Origin of the sequence: Bradyrhizobium sp. LB11.1 (assembly GCF_040549385.1) — a bacterium.
In the GTDB taxonomy this organism is placed as follows: domain Bacteria; phylum Pseudomonadota; class Alphaproteobacteria; order Rhizobiales; family Xanthobacteraceae; genus Bradyrhizobium.
Map to the genome: position 1 here is coordinate 1 of NZ_JBEPTH010000022.1, position 15,968 is coordinate 15,968.

17 protein-coding genes are annotated in these 15,968 nt (G+C 63.8%); 8 read left to right on the forward strand and 9 right to left on the reverse strand.

Annotated features, from left to right (window positions below; translation table 11 throughout):
• Positions 1–367 precede the first annotated feature (367 nt).
• The gene (locus tag ABIA96_RS33560; RefSeq protein ID WP_354141201.1) at positions 368–718 is read right to left on the reverse strand and encodes a His-rich protein BRANT; all 351 of its coding nucleotides are present in this window, start codon (positions 716–718) and stop codon (positions 368–370) included.
• A 250-nt stretch (positions 719–968) separates the two neighbouring features.
• Between ABIA96_RS33560 and ABIA96_RS33565 the strand changes: the two genes are divergently transcribed.
• Entirely contained in the window at positions 969–1,511 is a 543-nt protein-coding gene (locus ABIA96_RS33565) for a tetratricopeptide repeat protein (protein ID WP_354141202.1), read from the forward strand.
• Positions 1,512–1,618: 107 nt separating this feature from the next.
• Positions 1,619–3,004 carry a serine hydrolase domain-containing protein gene (locus tag ABIA96_RS33570; protein WP_354141203.1) on the forward strand — a complete coding sequence of 462 codons (1,386 nt, stop codon included), beginning with the start codon at positions 1,619–1,621 and terminating at the stop codon, positions 3,002–3,004.
• Here ABIA96_RS33570 and ABIA96_RS33575 read toward each other — a convergent pair.
• On the reverse strand, positions 2,994–4,553 hold the full coding sequence (locus ABIA96_RS33575) for a S10 family peptidase (RefSeq protein ID WP_354141204.1): 1,560 nt from the start codon (positions 4,551–4,553) through the stop codon (positions 2,994–2,996). The genes ABIA96_RS33570 and ABIA96_RS33575 overlap by 11 nt on opposite strands.
• 233 nt (positions 4,554–4,786) lie before the next feature.
• Here ABIA96_RS33575 and ABIA96_RS33580 point away from each other — a divergent pair, with 233 nt between their 5' ends.
• The 3 genes from ABIA96_RS33580 (at position 4,787) to ABIA96_RS33590 (ending at position 6,821) form a co-directional block, all read left to right on the forward strand.
• Positions 4,787–5,566, forward strand: a complete 780-nt coding sequence (locus tag ABIA96_RS33580; protein ID WP_354141205.1) for an NAD kinase — start codon at positions 4,787–4,789, stop codon at positions 5,564–5,566.
• 100 nt (positions 5,567–5,666) lie between these two features.
• Positions 5,667–6,212 (forward strand): response regulator, encoded by a 546-nt coding sequence (locus ABIA96_RS33585; protein ID WP_354141206.1) that lies wholly within the window; start codon positions 5,667–5,669, stop codon positions 6,210–6,212.
• A gap of 30 nt (positions 6,213–6,242) precedes the next feature.
• Complete coding sequence (locus ABIA96_RS33590; protein ID WP_354141207.1) at positions 6,243–6,821, forward strand: Hpt domain-containing protein; 579 nt, start codon at positions 6,243–6,245, stop codon at positions 6,819–6,821.
• A 113-nt stretch (positions 6,822–6,934) separates the two neighbouring features.
• On the opposite strand, the gene ABIA96_RS33595 is transcribed toward ABIA96_RS33590, so the two are convergent.
• The 4 genes from ABIA96_RS33595 to folE all read right to left on the reverse strand — a co-directional run bounded on the left by ABIA96_RS33595 (position 6,935) and on the right by folE (position 10,611).
• Positions 6,935–8,110, reverse strand: a complete 1,176-nt coding sequence (locus ABIA96_RS33595; protein ID WP_354141208.1) for a DUF2336 domain-containing protein — start codon at positions 8,108–8,110, stop codon at positions 6,935–6,937.
• Between the two features lie 158 nt (positions 8,111–8,268).
• On the reverse strand, positions 8,269–9,285 hold the full coding sequence (locus ABIA96_RS33600) for a transglycosylase SLT domain-containing protein (RefSeq protein ID WP_354141209.1): 1,017 nt from the start codon (positions 9,283–9,285) through the stop codon (positions 8,269–8,271).
• A 183-nt stretch (positions 9,286–9,468) separates the two neighbouring features.
• On the reverse strand, positions 9,469–9,891 hold the full coding sequence (gene hisI, locus ABIA96_RS33605) for a phosphoribosyl-AMP cyclohydrolase (protein ID WP_354141210.1): 423 nt from the start codon (positions 9,889–9,891) through the stop codon (positions 9,469–9,471).
• 27 nt (positions 9,892–9,918) lie between these two features.
• Positions 9,919–10,611: a GTP cyclohydrolase I FolE gene (folE, locus tag ABIA96_RS33610; protein ID WP_354141211.1), complete on the reverse strand. Its 693-nt coding sequence runs from the start codon at positions 10,609–10,611 to the stop codon at positions 9,919–9,921.
• A 243-nt stretch (positions 10,612–10,854) separates the two neighbouring features.
• Here folE and ABIA96_RS33615 point away from each other — a divergent pair, with 243 nt between their 5' ends.
• Entirely contained in the window at positions 10,855–11,310 is a 456-nt protein-coding gene (locus tag ABIA96_RS33615) for an iron-sulfur cluster assembly scaffold protein (protein WP_354141212.1), read from the forward strand.
• Between the two features lie 16 nt (positions 11,311–11,326).
• On the opposite strand, the gene ABIA96_RS33620 is transcribed toward ABIA96_RS33615, so the two are convergent.
• The gene (locus ABIA96_RS33620; protein WP_354141213.1) at positions 11,327–12,211 is read right to left on the reverse strand and encodes a COG3904 family protein; all 885 of its coding nucleotides are present in this window, start codon (positions 12,209–12,211) and stop codon (positions 11,327–11,329) included.
• A gap of 227 nt (positions 12,212–12,438) precedes the next feature.
• Between ABIA96_RS33620 and yidD the strand changes: the two genes are divergently transcribed.
• Both yidD and ABIA96_RS33630 read left to right on the forward strand, forming a co-directional pair.
• Positions 12,439–12,777 (forward strand): membrane protein insertion efficiency factor YidD, encoded by a 339-nt coding sequence (yidD, locus tag ABIA96_RS33625; RefSeq protein WP_354141214.1) that lies wholly within the window; start codon positions 12,439–12,441, stop codon positions 12,775–12,777.
• A gap of 91 nt (positions 12,778–12,868) precedes the next feature.
• The gene (locus ABIA96_RS33630; RefSeq protein ID WP_354141215.1) at positions 12,869–13,084 is read left to right on the forward strand and encodes a hypothetical protein; all 216 of its coding nucleotides are present in this window, start codon (positions 12,869–12,871) and stop codon (positions 13,082–13,084) included.
• A 5-nt stretch (positions 13,085–13,089) separates the two neighbouring features.
• On the opposite strand, the gene ABIA96_RS33635 is transcribed toward ABIA96_RS33630, so the two are convergent.
• Together ABIA96_RS33635 and ABIA96_RS33640 are read right to left on the reverse strand one after the other, a co-directional pair.
• On the reverse strand, positions 13,090–14,304 hold the full coding sequence (locus ABIA96_RS33635) for a hypothetical protein (RefSeq protein WP_354141216.1): 1,215 nt from the start codon (positions 14,302–14,304) through the stop codon (positions 13,090–13,092).
• 20 nt (positions 14,305–14,324) lie between these two features.
• Positions 14,325–15,692: an APC family permease gene (locus ABIA96_RS33640; protein WP_354141217.1), complete on the reverse strand. Its 1,368-nt coding sequence runs from the start codon at positions 15,690–15,692 to the stop codon at positions 14,325–14,327.
• Positions 15,693–15,968 lie beyond the last annotated feature (276 nt).

Below are 15,968 nucleotides of genomic sequence, written 5' to 3' on the forward strand. Positions count from 1 at the left end.
CCGTAAACCTGCCGCGCATGATCGTCTCCGCCGATTCGAGATGATAAAGTGAATCATCAAGTCCCCTCCCTGGCGAGGGGTTTTTCAGCAGACTGCTAGAGGTGTTTTGCCCGACGAGTCAAACGGATTCGTAAAATCCGTAGAGGGGGACCCATCGATTTGCGTGTCACCGGCTACTGTGCATGGGGTTGTTTTCGAGATTTTGTTTACGGTCGCGAAACGAAGCAATTCGCTTGCGGTCCCCGGCACGCACCGGCCCGCCGCCAGCACCTTGCGCTTGCGCGCGGGGCGTGACGAGCGAGCCGGGCCTGAACTCTGCACGCGACAGCAGGGCAATCCAGGGATGCCGCCGCGCAAGGATCAGCGGTTAGCTGCGCTTCTCGGTGGTCACCGGCTTGGTGAGGCCCGACTGCGTCTTCAGCGACTTCCTGGCCGACAGATGCTTGTGGTGATGGCGATGCGTCCGCACGGCCTTGTGCTCGTCGGGCGTGATCGCGGCGTTGGCATTCATCGCCTTCGCCTTGGTGTCGACCTTGGCCCCCGACTTGATGTCGGCGGTCTTCGCGTCGGGTTTGGCGGCGATGGTCGAGACCTTGCTCTGGGTCTGGTCCGCCTTGATCACCGGGGCGGTCGTCGTGGTCTTGCCGGCTTCAGCGGCGAAGGCGGGGGCTGCGATGACGGAGGCTGCGAGCAAGGCTGCGGAAATGGTCTTCAACATGGTGGTCTCCTCTTGGAAGGATCTTGAGGCGGGCGCCCTCTCGCCAACCCTTCGATCATGGGTCAGAGCCTAGGAGGAGCGCACTGAACCCTGCCTGAAGTCCGCGGCCAGCTTCTGTTCATCTGGATGACAAGTTTGTCATCTGAGGAAAGGCGAATAGACCGGGGTGCGGGGAATGTTTTTGCGTACCGGGTGTTCCGGTCTTTGGGCAATCGTGTAGGATCGCCACGTTCCATACGGGAGAACTTCAATGCGCAAACTCTCAATGCTTGTCGTGCCTGGACTCGTCGCCATGTCGCTGGCGGCCGCGCCGGTACTGACCAGCGCCTATGCTGCGGGCGGCGATGAGCCCTCCCCACCGCCGAAGTCGGACAACTCGTCCAAGAAGGGCAAGAAGAAGAGCTCTTCCGTCAGCGATCCGAAATTCCTTGCGGCCTATCGCACCGCCTACACCACGATCTACGACAATCACGACTACACCGGCGCGATCGGTCAGCTGAAGTCGCTCGAGCGCGACGACGTCGCCGACGTTGCGAACCTGATCGGCTACTCCTATCGCAAGCTCGGCGACTACCAGTCCTCGAAGGTCTATTACGAGATCGCGCTGAAGGACGATCCGAACCACGTCCGCACCTGGCAGTATTACGGCCTCTGGCAGCTCGAGCAGGGCAACCGCGAACAGGCGCAGTATCATCTGAACAAGATCGCCTCGCTCGCCGGCACCGGCAGCTCCGAGTATCGCTCGCTGGCTGCCGCGCTCGACAAGCCGACCGGCGCGACGCTCGTCTACTGAGACATCGCATCTTCGCATGACGCGAACGGGCACAACCTTTCCGGGTTGTGCCCGTTCCGCTTTCTCGGCTAGCTTCGCAACCGATCCCCTCGCAAACCGGTAGCGCAATGGACAATTGGCTGCGATCCGCGATCGACTACATCGGCTCCTGGATCGAATTCCAGCAGACGACCTTCCAACAGCCCGGCGTCTTGGTCGCCTTCGTCCATCGCGGCGAGGTCGTCGCCGAGCATGCGTTCGGCCTCGCCAATCTCGACACCGGCGAGAAGCTCACCCCGCGCCACCGCTTCCGCATCGCCTCGCACTCGAAGAGCTTTACCTCGGCCGGCATCATGAAGCTGCGCGAGCAGCGCAAGCTCAGGCTCGACGATCCCGTCGGCCAGTACGTGAGCGGCCTGCATCCGCGCGTGGCCGAGACCACGATTGCCCAGGTGCTCTCGCACAGCGCCGGGTTGACGCGCGACGGCGCCGATTCCGGCCAGTTCATCGACAGCCGTCCCTATCTCAACGCCAGGGAGCTGCTCGCCGAGTTGAAGGGGCCTACCGCGATCGAGCCCGGCACGCGCTTCAAATATTCCAATCACGGCTTTGGCCTGATGGGCCTCGTCATCGAAAGCGTGACGAAGGAGCCCTACTCCGCCTGGATCAAGCGCGAGATCATCGAGCCTGCAGGCCTTCGCGAGACCGAACCGAATGCGCCGCTTCCCAAGGGCGCGCTGTTTGCGCGCGGCCATACGCGGAAGCTGCCGCTCGGCGAGCGCTGCGTGATCCCCGGCGACAATCCCGCGCATGCAATGGCATCCGCCGCGGGCTTCGTCGCCACCGCCGCGGACACGGCGCGCTTCTTCGCCCAGCTCGCCCCCAACGCCAGGAAGAGCGTGCTGTCAGTCGCGAGCCGCCGCGAAATGACGCGCAACCATTGGCGCGTACCGCAGACCTTCGAGGGCTATTACGGCCTCGGCGTCAACGCCGGCAAGACCGACGGCTGGGACTGGTTCGGCCATGGCGGCGGCTTCCAGGGCTACATCTCCCGGACCTGCACGATTCCTGGCTGCGAGCTCGCGATCAGCATCCTCAGCAACTCCATCGACGGAGCGGCCCCGTTCTGGATGGACGGCGCGATGCAGATCCTGCGCGTGTTCAAGACACGCGGCGCCCCCGACCGCCGCGTGCGCGACTGGACCGGCCGCTGGTGGACGATCTGGGGCGCGAGCGATCTGGTGCCCGCCGGCAACCGCGTGCTCGTCGCCAATCCACAGTTCAACAATCCGTTCATGGATGCCGCCGAGATCGAGGTCACTGGGCGCGACACCGGCAAGCTCGTCTGGGCGGCGGGCTATTCCAGCCACGGCGAACCCGTGCGCCGCGTCCGCGACAAGCGCGGCAAAGTCAGCGACATCTGGCTTGGCGGCGCCAACCTCAAGCCCGCGAGCGTCGTAGCGCGCGAGATCGCGCGGAGATATCCGCCCCGCAAGCGCCGGCCTACTCCCTGATCAATCCTTCGACCTCGCTTCGAAACGCCTGCCGCGAGCCGTCGCGCGAATAGAACATGTGGCCGCCGGGATAGACGACGAACTTGACGCGGGACGTTGCGAAGGCCGGCAGCTGGTCGAGCGCCCGCTTCGTGCCGAAATAGGGTGTGGCCAGATCGAACAGGCCGTGCGCGACCAGCACGTTCAGCTTCGCATCGGTGGCGAGGATCTGACGCAGCTCCGACAGCGATTGCGGCGGGTTGATGCCGCCGCCGAAGTCCCAGTTGCGCTCGACGGCGCCATTGAGGACTTCATAGGAGCCGTCCGGCCGCCAGTTGAGTTTTTGCGTGAGAACATCGACGGCGGCACTCGTCAACGGCGCCTGGAGCGCATCGCCTGAGGGATCGCCGAAGCATGAGCCGCTCGAATCCGGATAGGGATCGAAGCCACGCACCGAGGCGTCGTAACGCCCGGTCACCATGCCGTTCTTACGGTCGAGTTCGCGGCGGAATTCACCGACGTCGAAGCGGCCGGCGAGCCTGCGGCTCACTGCCGGGTCGAGGCCGGTCAGCTCCGCGACCTTGTCGGCCAGGCGATTAGTGGCTTCCTTGTCCGCCTCGCCTTTGACGAGGTCGGTCAGGAATTCGCCGCGGGCATAGGCCTCCACATCGGCGAGATCGGCGCGCTTGACCGGGCCCTTGGCTTCGCGCGCCACCGCCACATAGCTCGGCAAGCTCGCGACATATTGCAGGAGGCTCGTGCCGGTGAACTCGCGGAAATCCAGCAGCGGCGACACCAGGATCAAGCCTCTGACGCCGACGCCGTGTTGAAGCTGCAACTGGCGCACGACCTTGGGCCCACGGATGCCGCCATAGCTCTCGCCCGCGACGAATTTGGGCGAGGTCAGCCGGTTGTGCTTCTCGAGCCAGCGTCGGATCACGAGCGCGATCGAATTGACGTCACCATTGACCGAATAGAACCGCTTTCGCGCGTCCTCGCCACTCGCGATGACACGGCTGTAGCCGGTACCAACAGGATCGATGAAGACGAGATCGGTGAAATCAAGCCAGGTCTCCGCGTTGGGCTTCACCTCCGGCGAGGCCGACGGTGACAATCCCTCGCCGTCGAGCGGCAGCCGCCACGGCCCGACCGCGCCGAACTGCAGCCACGCCGACGAGGCACCGGGCCCGCCGTTGAACAGAAATGTTACCGGGCGGGTGGCGCGATCGGCGCCATCGAGCTCGTAAGACGTGGTGGCGATGTCGGCGAGCGGCTCGCCCTTTTCGTCGAACACCCGGATGGAGCCTGCGGTCGCGGCGAAGTTGAGCGTTCGGCCCGGCAGATCGAGGGTCTGCTTAGTGGTCTGGTCTCCCGGCAGACGATGCTGCTCGGCGGTCGATGGCGAGGCCTGCGCTGCATTGCCGCCGCGCCCGCCCTTCTGTCCCGCGGGCGCCGCCGCCTCGTTGCGCGGCAGCGGCGGATCGTCCGCGCGCGCCATGTCCACGAGCGCGAAGGCAGACACCGCCAGCACCAGCCCCGCGTAGCGCAGCGTCGGCAAGCCTATGACCATGATTGTTCTCCCTGCCCCGCCCGTCGGTCGCTGGCCGCAATTATAGCCGGCAATTACGACTGTTTGGGGAATCGGAGGCCCAGGAAAGGCTTTCAGGGCCGATCCGCCTGGCTTTTGCCGTCCCCGACCGACCCGTTTGCCTTGTCGAGCGGTCATCCTCGACAATAGAGGCCCAGGTCGTATAGACGAGCCCGGCGGAACTTTCTCGAGCCGGCGACACCTGCCTGGAAGCCATGACCAAGCCATCGCGATACGACCGGATCGCCTTCGTTGCCAGCCCGAGCAGCGAAGCGCAGGCCGCCTTCAGGCAGCTCACCGATAGCTACGGAAATTGCGACCCAAACGAGGCTGACATCGTGGTCGCGCTCGGCGGCGACGGACTTATGCTCCAGACGCTGCACCAGCACATGCACACGGGAAAGCCGATCTACGGCATGCACCGCGGCACGGTCGGTTTCCTCATGAACGAGTACTCGACGGTCGACCTGCGCGCCCGGCTTGAGGCTGCGCATGAATCCGAGATCAACCCGCTGCTGATGCGCGCGACCGACGTCAACGACCGCGTTCACCTGCATCATGCCATCAACGAGGTCGCGCTGTTCCGACAGACTTACCAGGCGGCGCGCCTGCGGATCCTGATCGACGAGCGCGAACGTATGCCCGAGCTGATCGCTGACGGCATCATGGTGGCGACGCCGGCGGGATCCACTGCCTACAATCTGTCCGCCCAGGGTCCGATCCTGCCGATCAACGCTGCCCTCTTGGCGCTGACGCCGATTAGCGCCTTCCGTCCCCGCCGCTGGCGCGGCGCGCTCCTGCCCAACACGGCTTACGTCGTGATCGAGGTGCTCGAAGGCGACAAGCGCCCGGTGGCGGCAGTCGCCGACCACGACGAGGTGCGCGATGTCCGCCGCGTCGAGGTGCTCGCCGACAGGACCATTTCGATGGGCATGCTGTTCGACCCCGGCCACAGTCTGGAAGAGCGCATTCTGCGCGAACAATTCGGGTCCTGAATCGTCTAGCCACCTGCCCGCCGGCCGCGCCGTTCGCAACGCTTCGTTAACCCTCGGTGCGATATGGTTAACGAAAGTTGACCGCTTCGGCCCGGGCGCCATGTTCCGCATCGATTTCAACAAGCTGCGTTTCCTCATCTGCGACGACAATCCGCACATGCGCCGCATCCTGCGGACGCTGCTGCATTCCTTTGGCGCACGTGAAGTCTATGAAGCCGAGGACGGCGCCACCGCGCTGGAAATGTACAGCCACTATGTGCCCGACATCGTCATCGCCGACTGGGCGATGCCGATCTTCGATGGGCTCGAGCTCGCGCAGATGATCCGGCAGCCCGAGTCCAAGGGCAACCCCTACGCACCGATCATCATGTTGACGGGGCATTCCGAGAAGCGCCGTGTCACCGTCGCGCGCGATGCCGGCGTCACCGAATTTTTGGCCAAGCCGATCTCGGCCAAGGGCCTTTACCAGCGCATCCTCAATGTGGTCGCCAGTCCCCGGCCTTTCATCAAGACCAAGACGTATTTCGGCCCGGACCGGCGCCGCAACACCAACTCCGCCTATATGGGCCCGGAGCGCCGCGTCGGCGAAAAGCACGAGGTGCTTCAGCAGCCCTCGCTGCTCGACAAGGCCCGCTCCTCCATCTAGCGCAACGTCTCACCCGACGAGGCAGGCATCATGGCGAAGAACAGCGCAAAGGATATCGAGGTCACGGCTTTCGCGACGCATCACGTCATCACGCAGCCCAATCCGTTGCGGAAAGTTTTGCGTCGGGTCGAGGAAAAGGACATGGACGATCCGATCGGACGCGCCGAGCAGGCGCTTGCCGATCTGTCCGGCGAGTTCGGGAACTGGATGACGGCCGAGGTCAACCGGCTGTCGTCTGCCTATGTCGCCATCCGCAACGACGGCTTCACCAAGGAGCGGCGGGACGAGCTGTTCCACGCCGCGCACGACATCAAGGGCGACGCCGCCACATTCGGCTTTCCGGCCGCAGCGGAAGTTGCCGAGAGTCTGTGCCGCGTCATCGAGCATGCGCCGGATCTGGAGAGGGTGCCGGCCGAGCTGTTCACGTACCACATCAACGCAATCCTCGCCATCCTGCATGAGAACACCAAGCTCGACAGCATCAGCGTCTCCGCCGAGCTCAGCCGTCGTCTGCGCAAGGTCGCAGACGACTATCTGGCCGACGTCAATCGCGACCGCCCCGAACATCTCGAAGTGATCCTCGCGCCGAGCATCGTGCCGGCGGAGTAGCGTCCCGCTCTTCCTCTCGTCATTGCGAGCGCAGCGAAGCAATCCAGACCGCTCCCGCGGAGAGACCCAGGATTGCTTCGCTGCGCTCGCAATGACGGAGTTTGCGGATCTAGCTAGGCCGCGATCAGATCGTCATACACCGGATCGATTGTGTCTTCCGCGGTGATCTCGTCGCAGAATAATCTCGCCTCTTCGCGCGCGGATTCGGTGGCGAAGCGGCGCAGCAGAACCATGAGCGGCTCGGTGGCACCGCGGTCGGTCTCGCAATGGGTGAGCACGCGCTCGACCATGCGCCGGCGCAGCCGGGCCGCGGTGTCGTCGGTATCGATAAAGCCCTGCTCGTGGCAAGCATCGAGCGCGACCTGGAACGCCGCAAACGTCGCCTCGGGCAATCCGGCACGACGGAGCAGCGCGTGCAAACTGTTGCCGCCGCGATCGTGCAGCAGCGCGGAGACGCGCGCGAGCGGCAGATCGGCGAGTTCAGCCAGAGCCGCATCGAACAGTTCGAGGTTGCTCGACAGAAGCGCGCGCAGGATCAGGCCCGCAGTGAGCTGACCTGTGATACGGAGATGCTTCACCAGGCCTTGCATGTCGTCACCGCGCGAGCGCGCTGCGATGTTCATGGTGGAGCGGTCACGCGCCTCGGTCGTCATGCGCTCGGCACGATCGGCACTCAGCCAGTTCCGCGCCACGACGAATTGCGCCAGCGTCTCGGAAAGCTTTGCCACCAGTGCGGCGCGCGTGGCGGCCGGAATGTCATCCAGCACCAGCAACGCCTCGCGGATCGCGGCGAGATGGCCGTGGCGCTCGACGATGCGATTCCACGAGAATGGTGCCAGCTCGGCGTGAGGATTTTCGATCAGCTCCAGCGCGGCGGCCGCGCAGCCGACCTCGGCGATGGCGGCGCAGACCGAGACCGGCAGCGCGATGCGGCGGGCGACCGCGCATTGCACCTCATCATTGCCGGTCGCAACGATGTCGACGAGATCGGCATCGATCAGCAGCGGCGAATGTTCGAGCACGGGTAGCGCCACGGTCGGCTGGTCCGCCGACAGCGCCCGCACGATCGACGCCGGCGCATCCGTGCTGCGCGCAAATGCCTCGGCCATCGCCTGCCGCACCAGCGGCGAGGGATCGTCGAGCAGCATCAGCAGCGCGCCTTCGGCGGCGACACGGTCGTCGTGAGATAGGTCCGAGATCAGCCAGGCCCGCGCCAATGCCCGCGTTGCCTCGGCGCGCTCACCGGCCGGCGCGGTCCTGATCCAATTGATGAACTGCCGAACAATCATTGTGCTTCCGGCTTACGCAACGAATAAATGAAACGGTGACGGCTTGTCACCCGCAACACAAAATAAACCACGACGCTTAACAAAGCGTTCACCATAACTGGCTGGTTTTATTGATGATTTGTTAAGGGCTGAGAGCCACCGCAACGTGCGGCAGCGCGCTAGCTCGAGAAGGTGCCGCTGCGATCGCTGAAGAGATCGAGCGGCTGCGGCGGACGCATGTCGGGCGTCGCAGGTGCAACCGAGGTAAGCGAGGCGTTGTTGCCCCACAATTTCTGCACTGTCGTCGAGACCGGCTGCGTCGCATCGCCAGGCTGATAGATCGACCGGAATGCCGGCGTGATCGGCGTGTTGTCAGCGACGGTTGTCGACGATGTCGCGCTCACAGGCGTCACGCCGCGTGCATCCGGAAAGGTCTGGAGATAGGCAGCGCCATTGACCATCGGCACGGTGGGCTGCACACCATTGGCGGCGGCAACCTGCGTGGTCGACGGCGTGTCGCCATACATCGCCATCGCGCTGCGGGTCGATCTTGCGTTCGAGGCGCTCGCATAGCGGGCGTTCAGCACCGAATAGACTTCGGAGACGCTGCGAGCGCGGCCATCCTTGGCGTAGAAGATCGAACGGTTGGCGGATGCAGCGTTGGGAAACAGCCGCGCGCCGACCGCTTGCGGATTGTCCTCGGCATTGGCGATCAATTTTGCCGCGCCGCCGACGCCCATAAAATGCGCCATGTAGAGTTCGCTGTCGGACGGCCTGCGGCCGAGCAGACCAGTGAGCTTGAAGCTGTTGGACTGCGTCAGTGCCGCCGCCATGCTGGAGGCGGCCCCCGGATCGTCGCGCAGCGTCATGATCGAGCGCTTCATGAAGGGATCGTCTACGGTGTAAGTGCCTGACGACGTCCGGGTGATCGCGTCGGAATAGTTGCCATAGCCGAGCTGGGTGCCCGCCTCCTTCACGGTGCCGAGCCAAGTCTGGTCGATGAATTGATAGAGGCCGTGGGCGGACGAGGTGCTGGCGCCGGCCGATGGATCGAAATCCGATTCCATCTTGGCGGTGGTCAGCATGTATTCGAAGCTGACACCAGTCTGGCTCGAGGCCTGCTTGATCGCGCCCGCGACGCGCCGCGACTGATCGGTTGCGGCCGTCTGCGAGGCACTGGAATTGTCGACCGACATGATGGAGTAACCGGCCCGCGCGGCGTTTGAGCGGCGCCGGCAGTTCGGGCGCCTGATTGTCTCACCGTGGGACGGTTATGGTTAACGCGTGGTTAATTTGGCGGTCGCTGTCATTCCGGGGCGCATCTGCCTTCGCTCCTCGAGCTTCGGACGGACCAGCAGCGCGCCTCGGAGTGGCGAGAGCTACTTGTTGTAGACCGCGTTCGGATCGAACAGCCTGTCAGCATCGACGAAGACGAGTTTCGCACGGTCGCCCTCCACCTCGACCTCGCGATAGAAGCAGGACCGGCGACCGGTGTGGCAGGCCGCGCCGATCTGTTCGACGCGGAGCCAGACCGCGTCCTGGTCGCAATCGGTGCGGAGCTCGACCACGCGCTGGGTTTGACCTGAGGTCTCACCTTTTCGCCACAAGGCATTGCGCGAGCGGCTGAAGTACCAGGCTTCGCCGGTCGCAATGGTCTTGTGCAGCGCCTCGTCATTCATATGCGCGACCATCAGCACGTCGCCGGTGACGACGTCGGTCGCCACGCAGGTCACGAGGCCGGCGGCATCGAATTTGGGGAGGAAGGCCAGGCCTTCCTCGATCTCATGGGAGTGAGCGGACACGACAAACCTCGCCAGTTATTCGCGAGGTCAGCGCGTCAGGCCTCGCACCATCGACAGGAAACGGGCCTGCTCCGCAGGATTGTCGCGGAACATACCGGTGTAGCGGCTGGTGAAGGTAGAGGCGCCATGCTTGGCGACGCCACGCACCGACATGCAGGTATGCTCAGCCTCGATCAGGACGGCAACGCCACGCGGTTTCAGGATTTCGTCGATCGCGGCCGCGATCTGTGCCGTCAGATGCTCCTGGGTCTGGAGCCGACGGGCAAAGATGTCGGTCAGGCGCGCCAGCTTCGACAGGCCAACGACGCGTTCCACCGGCGTATAGGCGATGTGCGCCTTGCCGTAGAACGGCATCATGTGATGCTCGCATTGCGAGGTGAACTCGATATCGCGCACCAGCACGAAGTCGTCATAGCCGGCGGTCTCGCCGAAGGTGCGGTCGAGCACCTCGGCCGGGCACTGGTGGTAGCCCTGATAGAGCTCGTCGAAGGCCTCGACCACGCGACGCGGCGTATCGAGCAGGCCCTCGCGCGCGGTGTTCTCGCCGATATAGGCGAGCAGAGTCTTCACCGCCGCTTCCGCCTCGGCACGCGCGGGACGCGGCTGGTCGGCGCGGACAGCGGCCGCGAGGAACTCGGCGGGATTAAGCTCCGCCGGGCGGCTCTCGGGCTGCTTGTCAGAGGGCTTGTGGGGGCGGATGGATTGGATTGCAGCGTCCATGTCTACTCCGTTCGACGGCCTTGCGGCCGGAGTGTCACCGGCAGACGGGGCGGGCAAGCCGCCGGACGCCTGAAGAGAACAGTATTTGGCGAAAGAGGTCCCTTGGCAACAACGCCGGCAGCGCAAATCTGGATCACCACCGACGTACCGCCGGACTGTTTATCCGCCAGTTCCAGCCCTATATAGGACCGTGGACGGCGCCCGCCAAGGCCGATCCGGCCCGGAAGCCCTGGACTCCATCACATGCTGAACGACATTTATAACAAGCGGATCATCGAGCTGGCCGGGAATATTCCGCGCCTCGGGCGGTTGTCGGACCCCGATGCCTCCGCCATCGCCCATTCCAAGCTCTGCGGCTCGACCGTGAAGATCGACCTCAAGATGGAGGGCGACACCGTCACCGACTTCGCGCATGACGTGAAGGCTTGCGCGCTGGGCCAGGCCTCTTCATCCATCATGGCAAGTCACGTCGTCGGCTCGACTGCGAGCGAACTCCGTGAGTTACGCGAGACCGTTCGCAAGATGCTCAAGGAGAATGGCGCTCCTCCGGAAGGCAAATGGGAAGAGATCAAGTTCCTCGAGCCGGTGCGCGACTACAAGGCGCGCCACGCCTCGACACTCCTGACCTTCGATGCCGTGGTCGATGCGATCGGCCAGATCGAGGCCAAGGCGAAACAACCGGCTACCGCGCAGGGCTGAGGCTGGCCTTGAGCACTTACTTCTGCGGCGTCGCCACGCCGCCGGTCGGGACCGTGGCTTCCGCCGTCTTGGTCGACTTGGCAGGCTCCGGCATCTCGCCGAACCTTGCCTGCGTCTTCGGCGCAAGCTCGGCCACCGCGGGCGCGGTGACGTCTACATGCGGGAGCACGTCGGCCACCAGATCTGTCGTCACGAGATTGGTCAGCTTCAGCTCGGCGGCGTCGAGTTCGTGCAGATCTTCCCAAGGTGGCACGTTGAGCGCGAGCGACAGCAGGTCGCCCGCCCCGCCCATGTCGAAGGTGTATTTGGCAAGCCGGCCGATGTCACGTTCCACAATCATCAAATCCTGCGCGCTGTAGTTCGCCGCCTTAGGATCATCAGCACGGTCGCCCATCCAGATCTGATGAACGCGGACATGGGCTGCATCAGGCACGTAGCGCTTCTTGCCTGCCAACAGCAGGAACACGCACATGGATTCGCAATAGGCTTCCGAGGCGACCGCCGGACGGGCGCTCTGCCCGCCGCCGTTCTGCTGCGTGATGCCGACGGTGGTCAGAAGGCCGAGGTTGCGGAAGCGACGGCCGAGGGTGATCGCGTCGTTGACGGAACCACCGCTGGAGTCGAGCACGACGGTGGCGCCGCCGAGCTGGCGTCCGCGAGCGAAGTCGTCGAAATCCTTCGGAGTATCAGCGGTGATGATGCCGACCGCGCTGACCCAGCCGCGGCAATTGGGCTCGCAGGCGACCCAGCCAAACTTCATCGGCAGCTTGCGCTCTTCCAGCGAGACGCCGGCGCTGGCCGACGAACCGAAGGTCGCGACGACGCCCGCCAATACGATCCCACAAGTAGCGGTTCCCACCAGCAACCAGCCGCGAAGGTTGAGCGACTTCAGAACTTTCAAACTGGTCCCTTCCCAAGCCCCAAAGCGATTCAGGTAAGCCCCGTTCGGCGTCCGATGAGTCTACACATGGACGTCACAAAAATGGTATCCGGGGGAATACAGATCGTCCATAGGTACTTGCTGCACTGCTCCCTGAAAGCAGGCAAAGTATGGCGTGCGCACAACAGCTCGCCGTTCCCTGCGGTGGAACCGCGCAGCTGGGCGCTCAGGATGGCAGCATTGCGCACATGAAGCACTCAACCTGCGAGCACTGTTCCACTTCTGTGACAGAAGCGCTGCGGCTGCCGCGCAGGTTCGGTCGCGCGATGATCTGGCTCTACCGGCACACGCTGTCGCCGTTGGTCGGCTATAACTGCCGCCATCTGCCGACCTGCTCCGTGTATGGCGATGAGGCGATCGGGCGGTTCGGGCTTTGGGCCGGTGGCTGGATGACGCTCGCGCGGTTGCTGCGCTGCAACCCATTCGGTACCTCTGGCATCGACAACGTGCCTCTCACTGCGCCGCGAACTGCGCGCTGGTATTTGCCATGGCGATACGCGCGCTGGCGCGGCGTCAACGCTTCGTAAGCATGCTGCGGTGCTTTACGCATCGCTGCTCTGACCGGAACCGGAACTCCGCCCTTGCGTTGTTGTGATGCTCCCACGGGAGGAAACAACAATGCGCTGGAAAATCAGCCCTCATTTTCATTTCAGGCTCGGTCCAGATCTTGGCCACAGGGGTCACCACCACTACGACCCCAGAACCATCGATATGATGGCAATTATAGCCTTGCTCACACTCGTGCTCGGCTCCGGCTGGTATCTGGCGACAAGCTTTGCAACGCAGCCGAGCACCACGGCGTTCATCGTGCCGAGCCAGAGCGTGCACTGGTAGCTAATTTAACGGAACCAGAAGATGCGTCCGGGCGGCGGCGGGACCGGCTCGAGTGGACGTGGCCGCTTCGGCCGTGCTGGTTTCGGCGGCGGCTCGGCTGACGATGTGATCTCCGCTGCCGGCGCGGCCTCGCTCCCCGCCGTCTTCACCGACAGCAGCAAATTCGACTCATGCGTCCGCCAGCGATAGCCGACGCCAAAATCGATCGGCTGGGCACGCGTGAACAGTTCGGCGTAGCGCTCCTGATAGCGGCCGGGAAATTTGCTGATCGGTCCGAGATAGCGGCCGAACGGGAAGAAACGCCACTGCCGCAAATTGTAGCTGGCAAGCGGAATGCCGGAATCGTCCTGAATGATGGTCGCGCTGTTGGCGAGCAGCCAGTCGCGAGCAACGGTGAAGTTGCCCGCATGCAAGAGATACGACGCGCTCTTGAGCAGGCTGTTGCCGGGCCCGAGCGTCTCGCAGAATTTCAGGAAGCCGGCGGCCCGTGCGCCGGAATTCGACAGGTCGGTCGAAAAATAATACAGCGTGCGCGCCTCGCCGTCGGCGCCTGCAAAGGTGATGCGGACTCCGCGCGTGGCGTTCGGCCCCGGATTGTCGTTGCCCGTGTGCATCCCGCCCTTGTCGTCGATCGCCACCATCTCGACGTTGCGGATGGTTTTGCCGGAGCGCGCCAGGAAGACGTAGAGGATCGGCAACGTGCCGTTGACCTGGTTGGTGTGCAGGTCGGCTTTCATCTGCTTGGTAATGAAGAAGGAGAAACTCAGGATCGAGCCCAGCGAGCGCTCGACATTGTAGAGCGCGGCATCGACCGAGCCGCGCGACAGCCTGGTCAGATTTGGTACCGCGCCGGCCGGCTCAAGCGCGCCCAGCACATAGGTGCTGGCCTTGGAATAGAAGGCGTTGGCGTAAAGGAAATCCGGGCCACTGAAAAAATAAAACATGGTCGGCCGCGGCGCGGCGAGATTGACGTCTGACCAGCTCCGGATTCTCGACAATTGCCGCTGCTCGAGCTGGGCGAAGGCGCCGTCGAAGAATTTTGCGTGATGCTGCCAGGACGGATCCCTGGTGAGCGCCGCCAGCGGCGAGTCAGCCGATGGCTGCATGCCCGCGAGGAAACGCGCGGTGTCGTCGAAGGTAACCTCGGCCGCACGCACGGACGAGGTGACCGCAGCCAGGAGAGCAAGAGCGACGGCCGCAATTCTCATGGGTCGAAACATGTTTACTCGCGATGTCATGTTCATTCGCGATGTGATGATGCGGCAGCGGTGATCGGCCGCCTGCGGAAAACAGCATAAATCAGGAGACCAGCGAGCATGACGAGCAACCCCGACAGCGACTGCACGGGCCTCTCGGTCAAGAGGTAGTACATCATGGACGCGGTCACGAGCAGAAAAATGAGAGGCGTGAACGGGTATCCCCAGGCGCGATAGGGGCGCGGCAGGTCGGGATCGGTGATGCGCAACTTGATCACGCCGGCAACCGTGAAGAACGAGCAGAACAAAAGCGCGAACTGGATGAAGTCGAGCACCGCCTCGAAGCTACGCGTGAACAGCAGCAAATTAGCGACCGCGAGCTGAAACAAGATCGCGTAGGCCGGAGCACCGCTCACCGATTTCTTCGAGAACACGCGCAGCGCCGGGATGTCCTCCCCCATCGTCATCATCACGCGCGGGCCGATCCACATCATCGCGCTGATTGAGGAGATCAAGCCGACACAGATCATCGCGCCGACGATCCGGCCGCCGAGGTTGCCGAAGATCGCGCTGCCTGCGACACGAGCAACGTCGAGCTGGCCGGCTAGCGCGCCGACCGGCGTCGAGTAGAGAAACACCGCATTGAGAGCGACATATAGCACCAGGACGATCAGTGTACCCGCGAGCAGCGCACGCGGCAGGCTCTGCTGCGGCGTGTTCATCTCGCCGATGATGTAGGTCGCGGCATTCCACCCCGAAAACGAGTACATCACGAAGACGAGCCCGATCGCGAAAGGCGCGCTGACGATATGGGCCAGATCGCCGGACTGCGGTGCGAAAGAGATCGGCTGCGGCGTGCCGATGACGAAACCGGCGACGAGGAAAGCGACGATCAGCACGACCTTGAGGATGGTCGAGATCAACTGGAAGGTCGAGGCGTGCCTGACGCCGGTCAGTTGCACGATCGAGACCAGCCAAACCACGCCGATCGCGAGCGGGATCGGCGGCACACCGGGCATGACGGACTTGGCAAATTCGCCGAAGGCCATAGCCGCGAGCGCGACCGGCGCCGCGAAGCCAACCGTCGCCGAGACCCAGCCGGCGAGAAAGCCGAAGGCCGGATGATAGGCGCGCCCGAGAAAATTGTACTCCCCGCTCGAGCGGGGAAACATCGCGCCCAACTCGCTGTAGGAGAACACGCCGCACAGCGCGACGATGCCGCCGACAGTCCATAGCGCGAGGATCGAGAAGCCCGAGGGGATGTCCTTGACCTGGAAGCCGAGGCTGGTGAAGACGCCGACCCCGATCATGTCCGCAACGACAATCGCGGTTGCGACCAGAACAGAAACCCCGGAGCCGCCTCCGGTCAGCCGCCCGGTCCAGGGCGCGGTTCCCGCATCTGATGCCGTCATCTGGGTCCTTAGCCTCAGGCGTCGCGCCTCGTGGGAGGCATCGTGCAGTTTGGTGCAGTCAATTCAAGCAGGGTTAACAAGGGCTAAATGAGGCGATCAGAACAGGTAATTCAGCACCTTCTGTGTCTCCCTTGGGCAATAAACCCCGTAATCGTCCGCTGGAATACCCGCTCCCCTCCCACAATCGCGACACGATTGCGTGGTCTTTTTTGATCGTTCCGGATGTGGGGAAATTGCTCCGGACACTTAACGTCGCCTAAACGCCAGTCGGCTCAA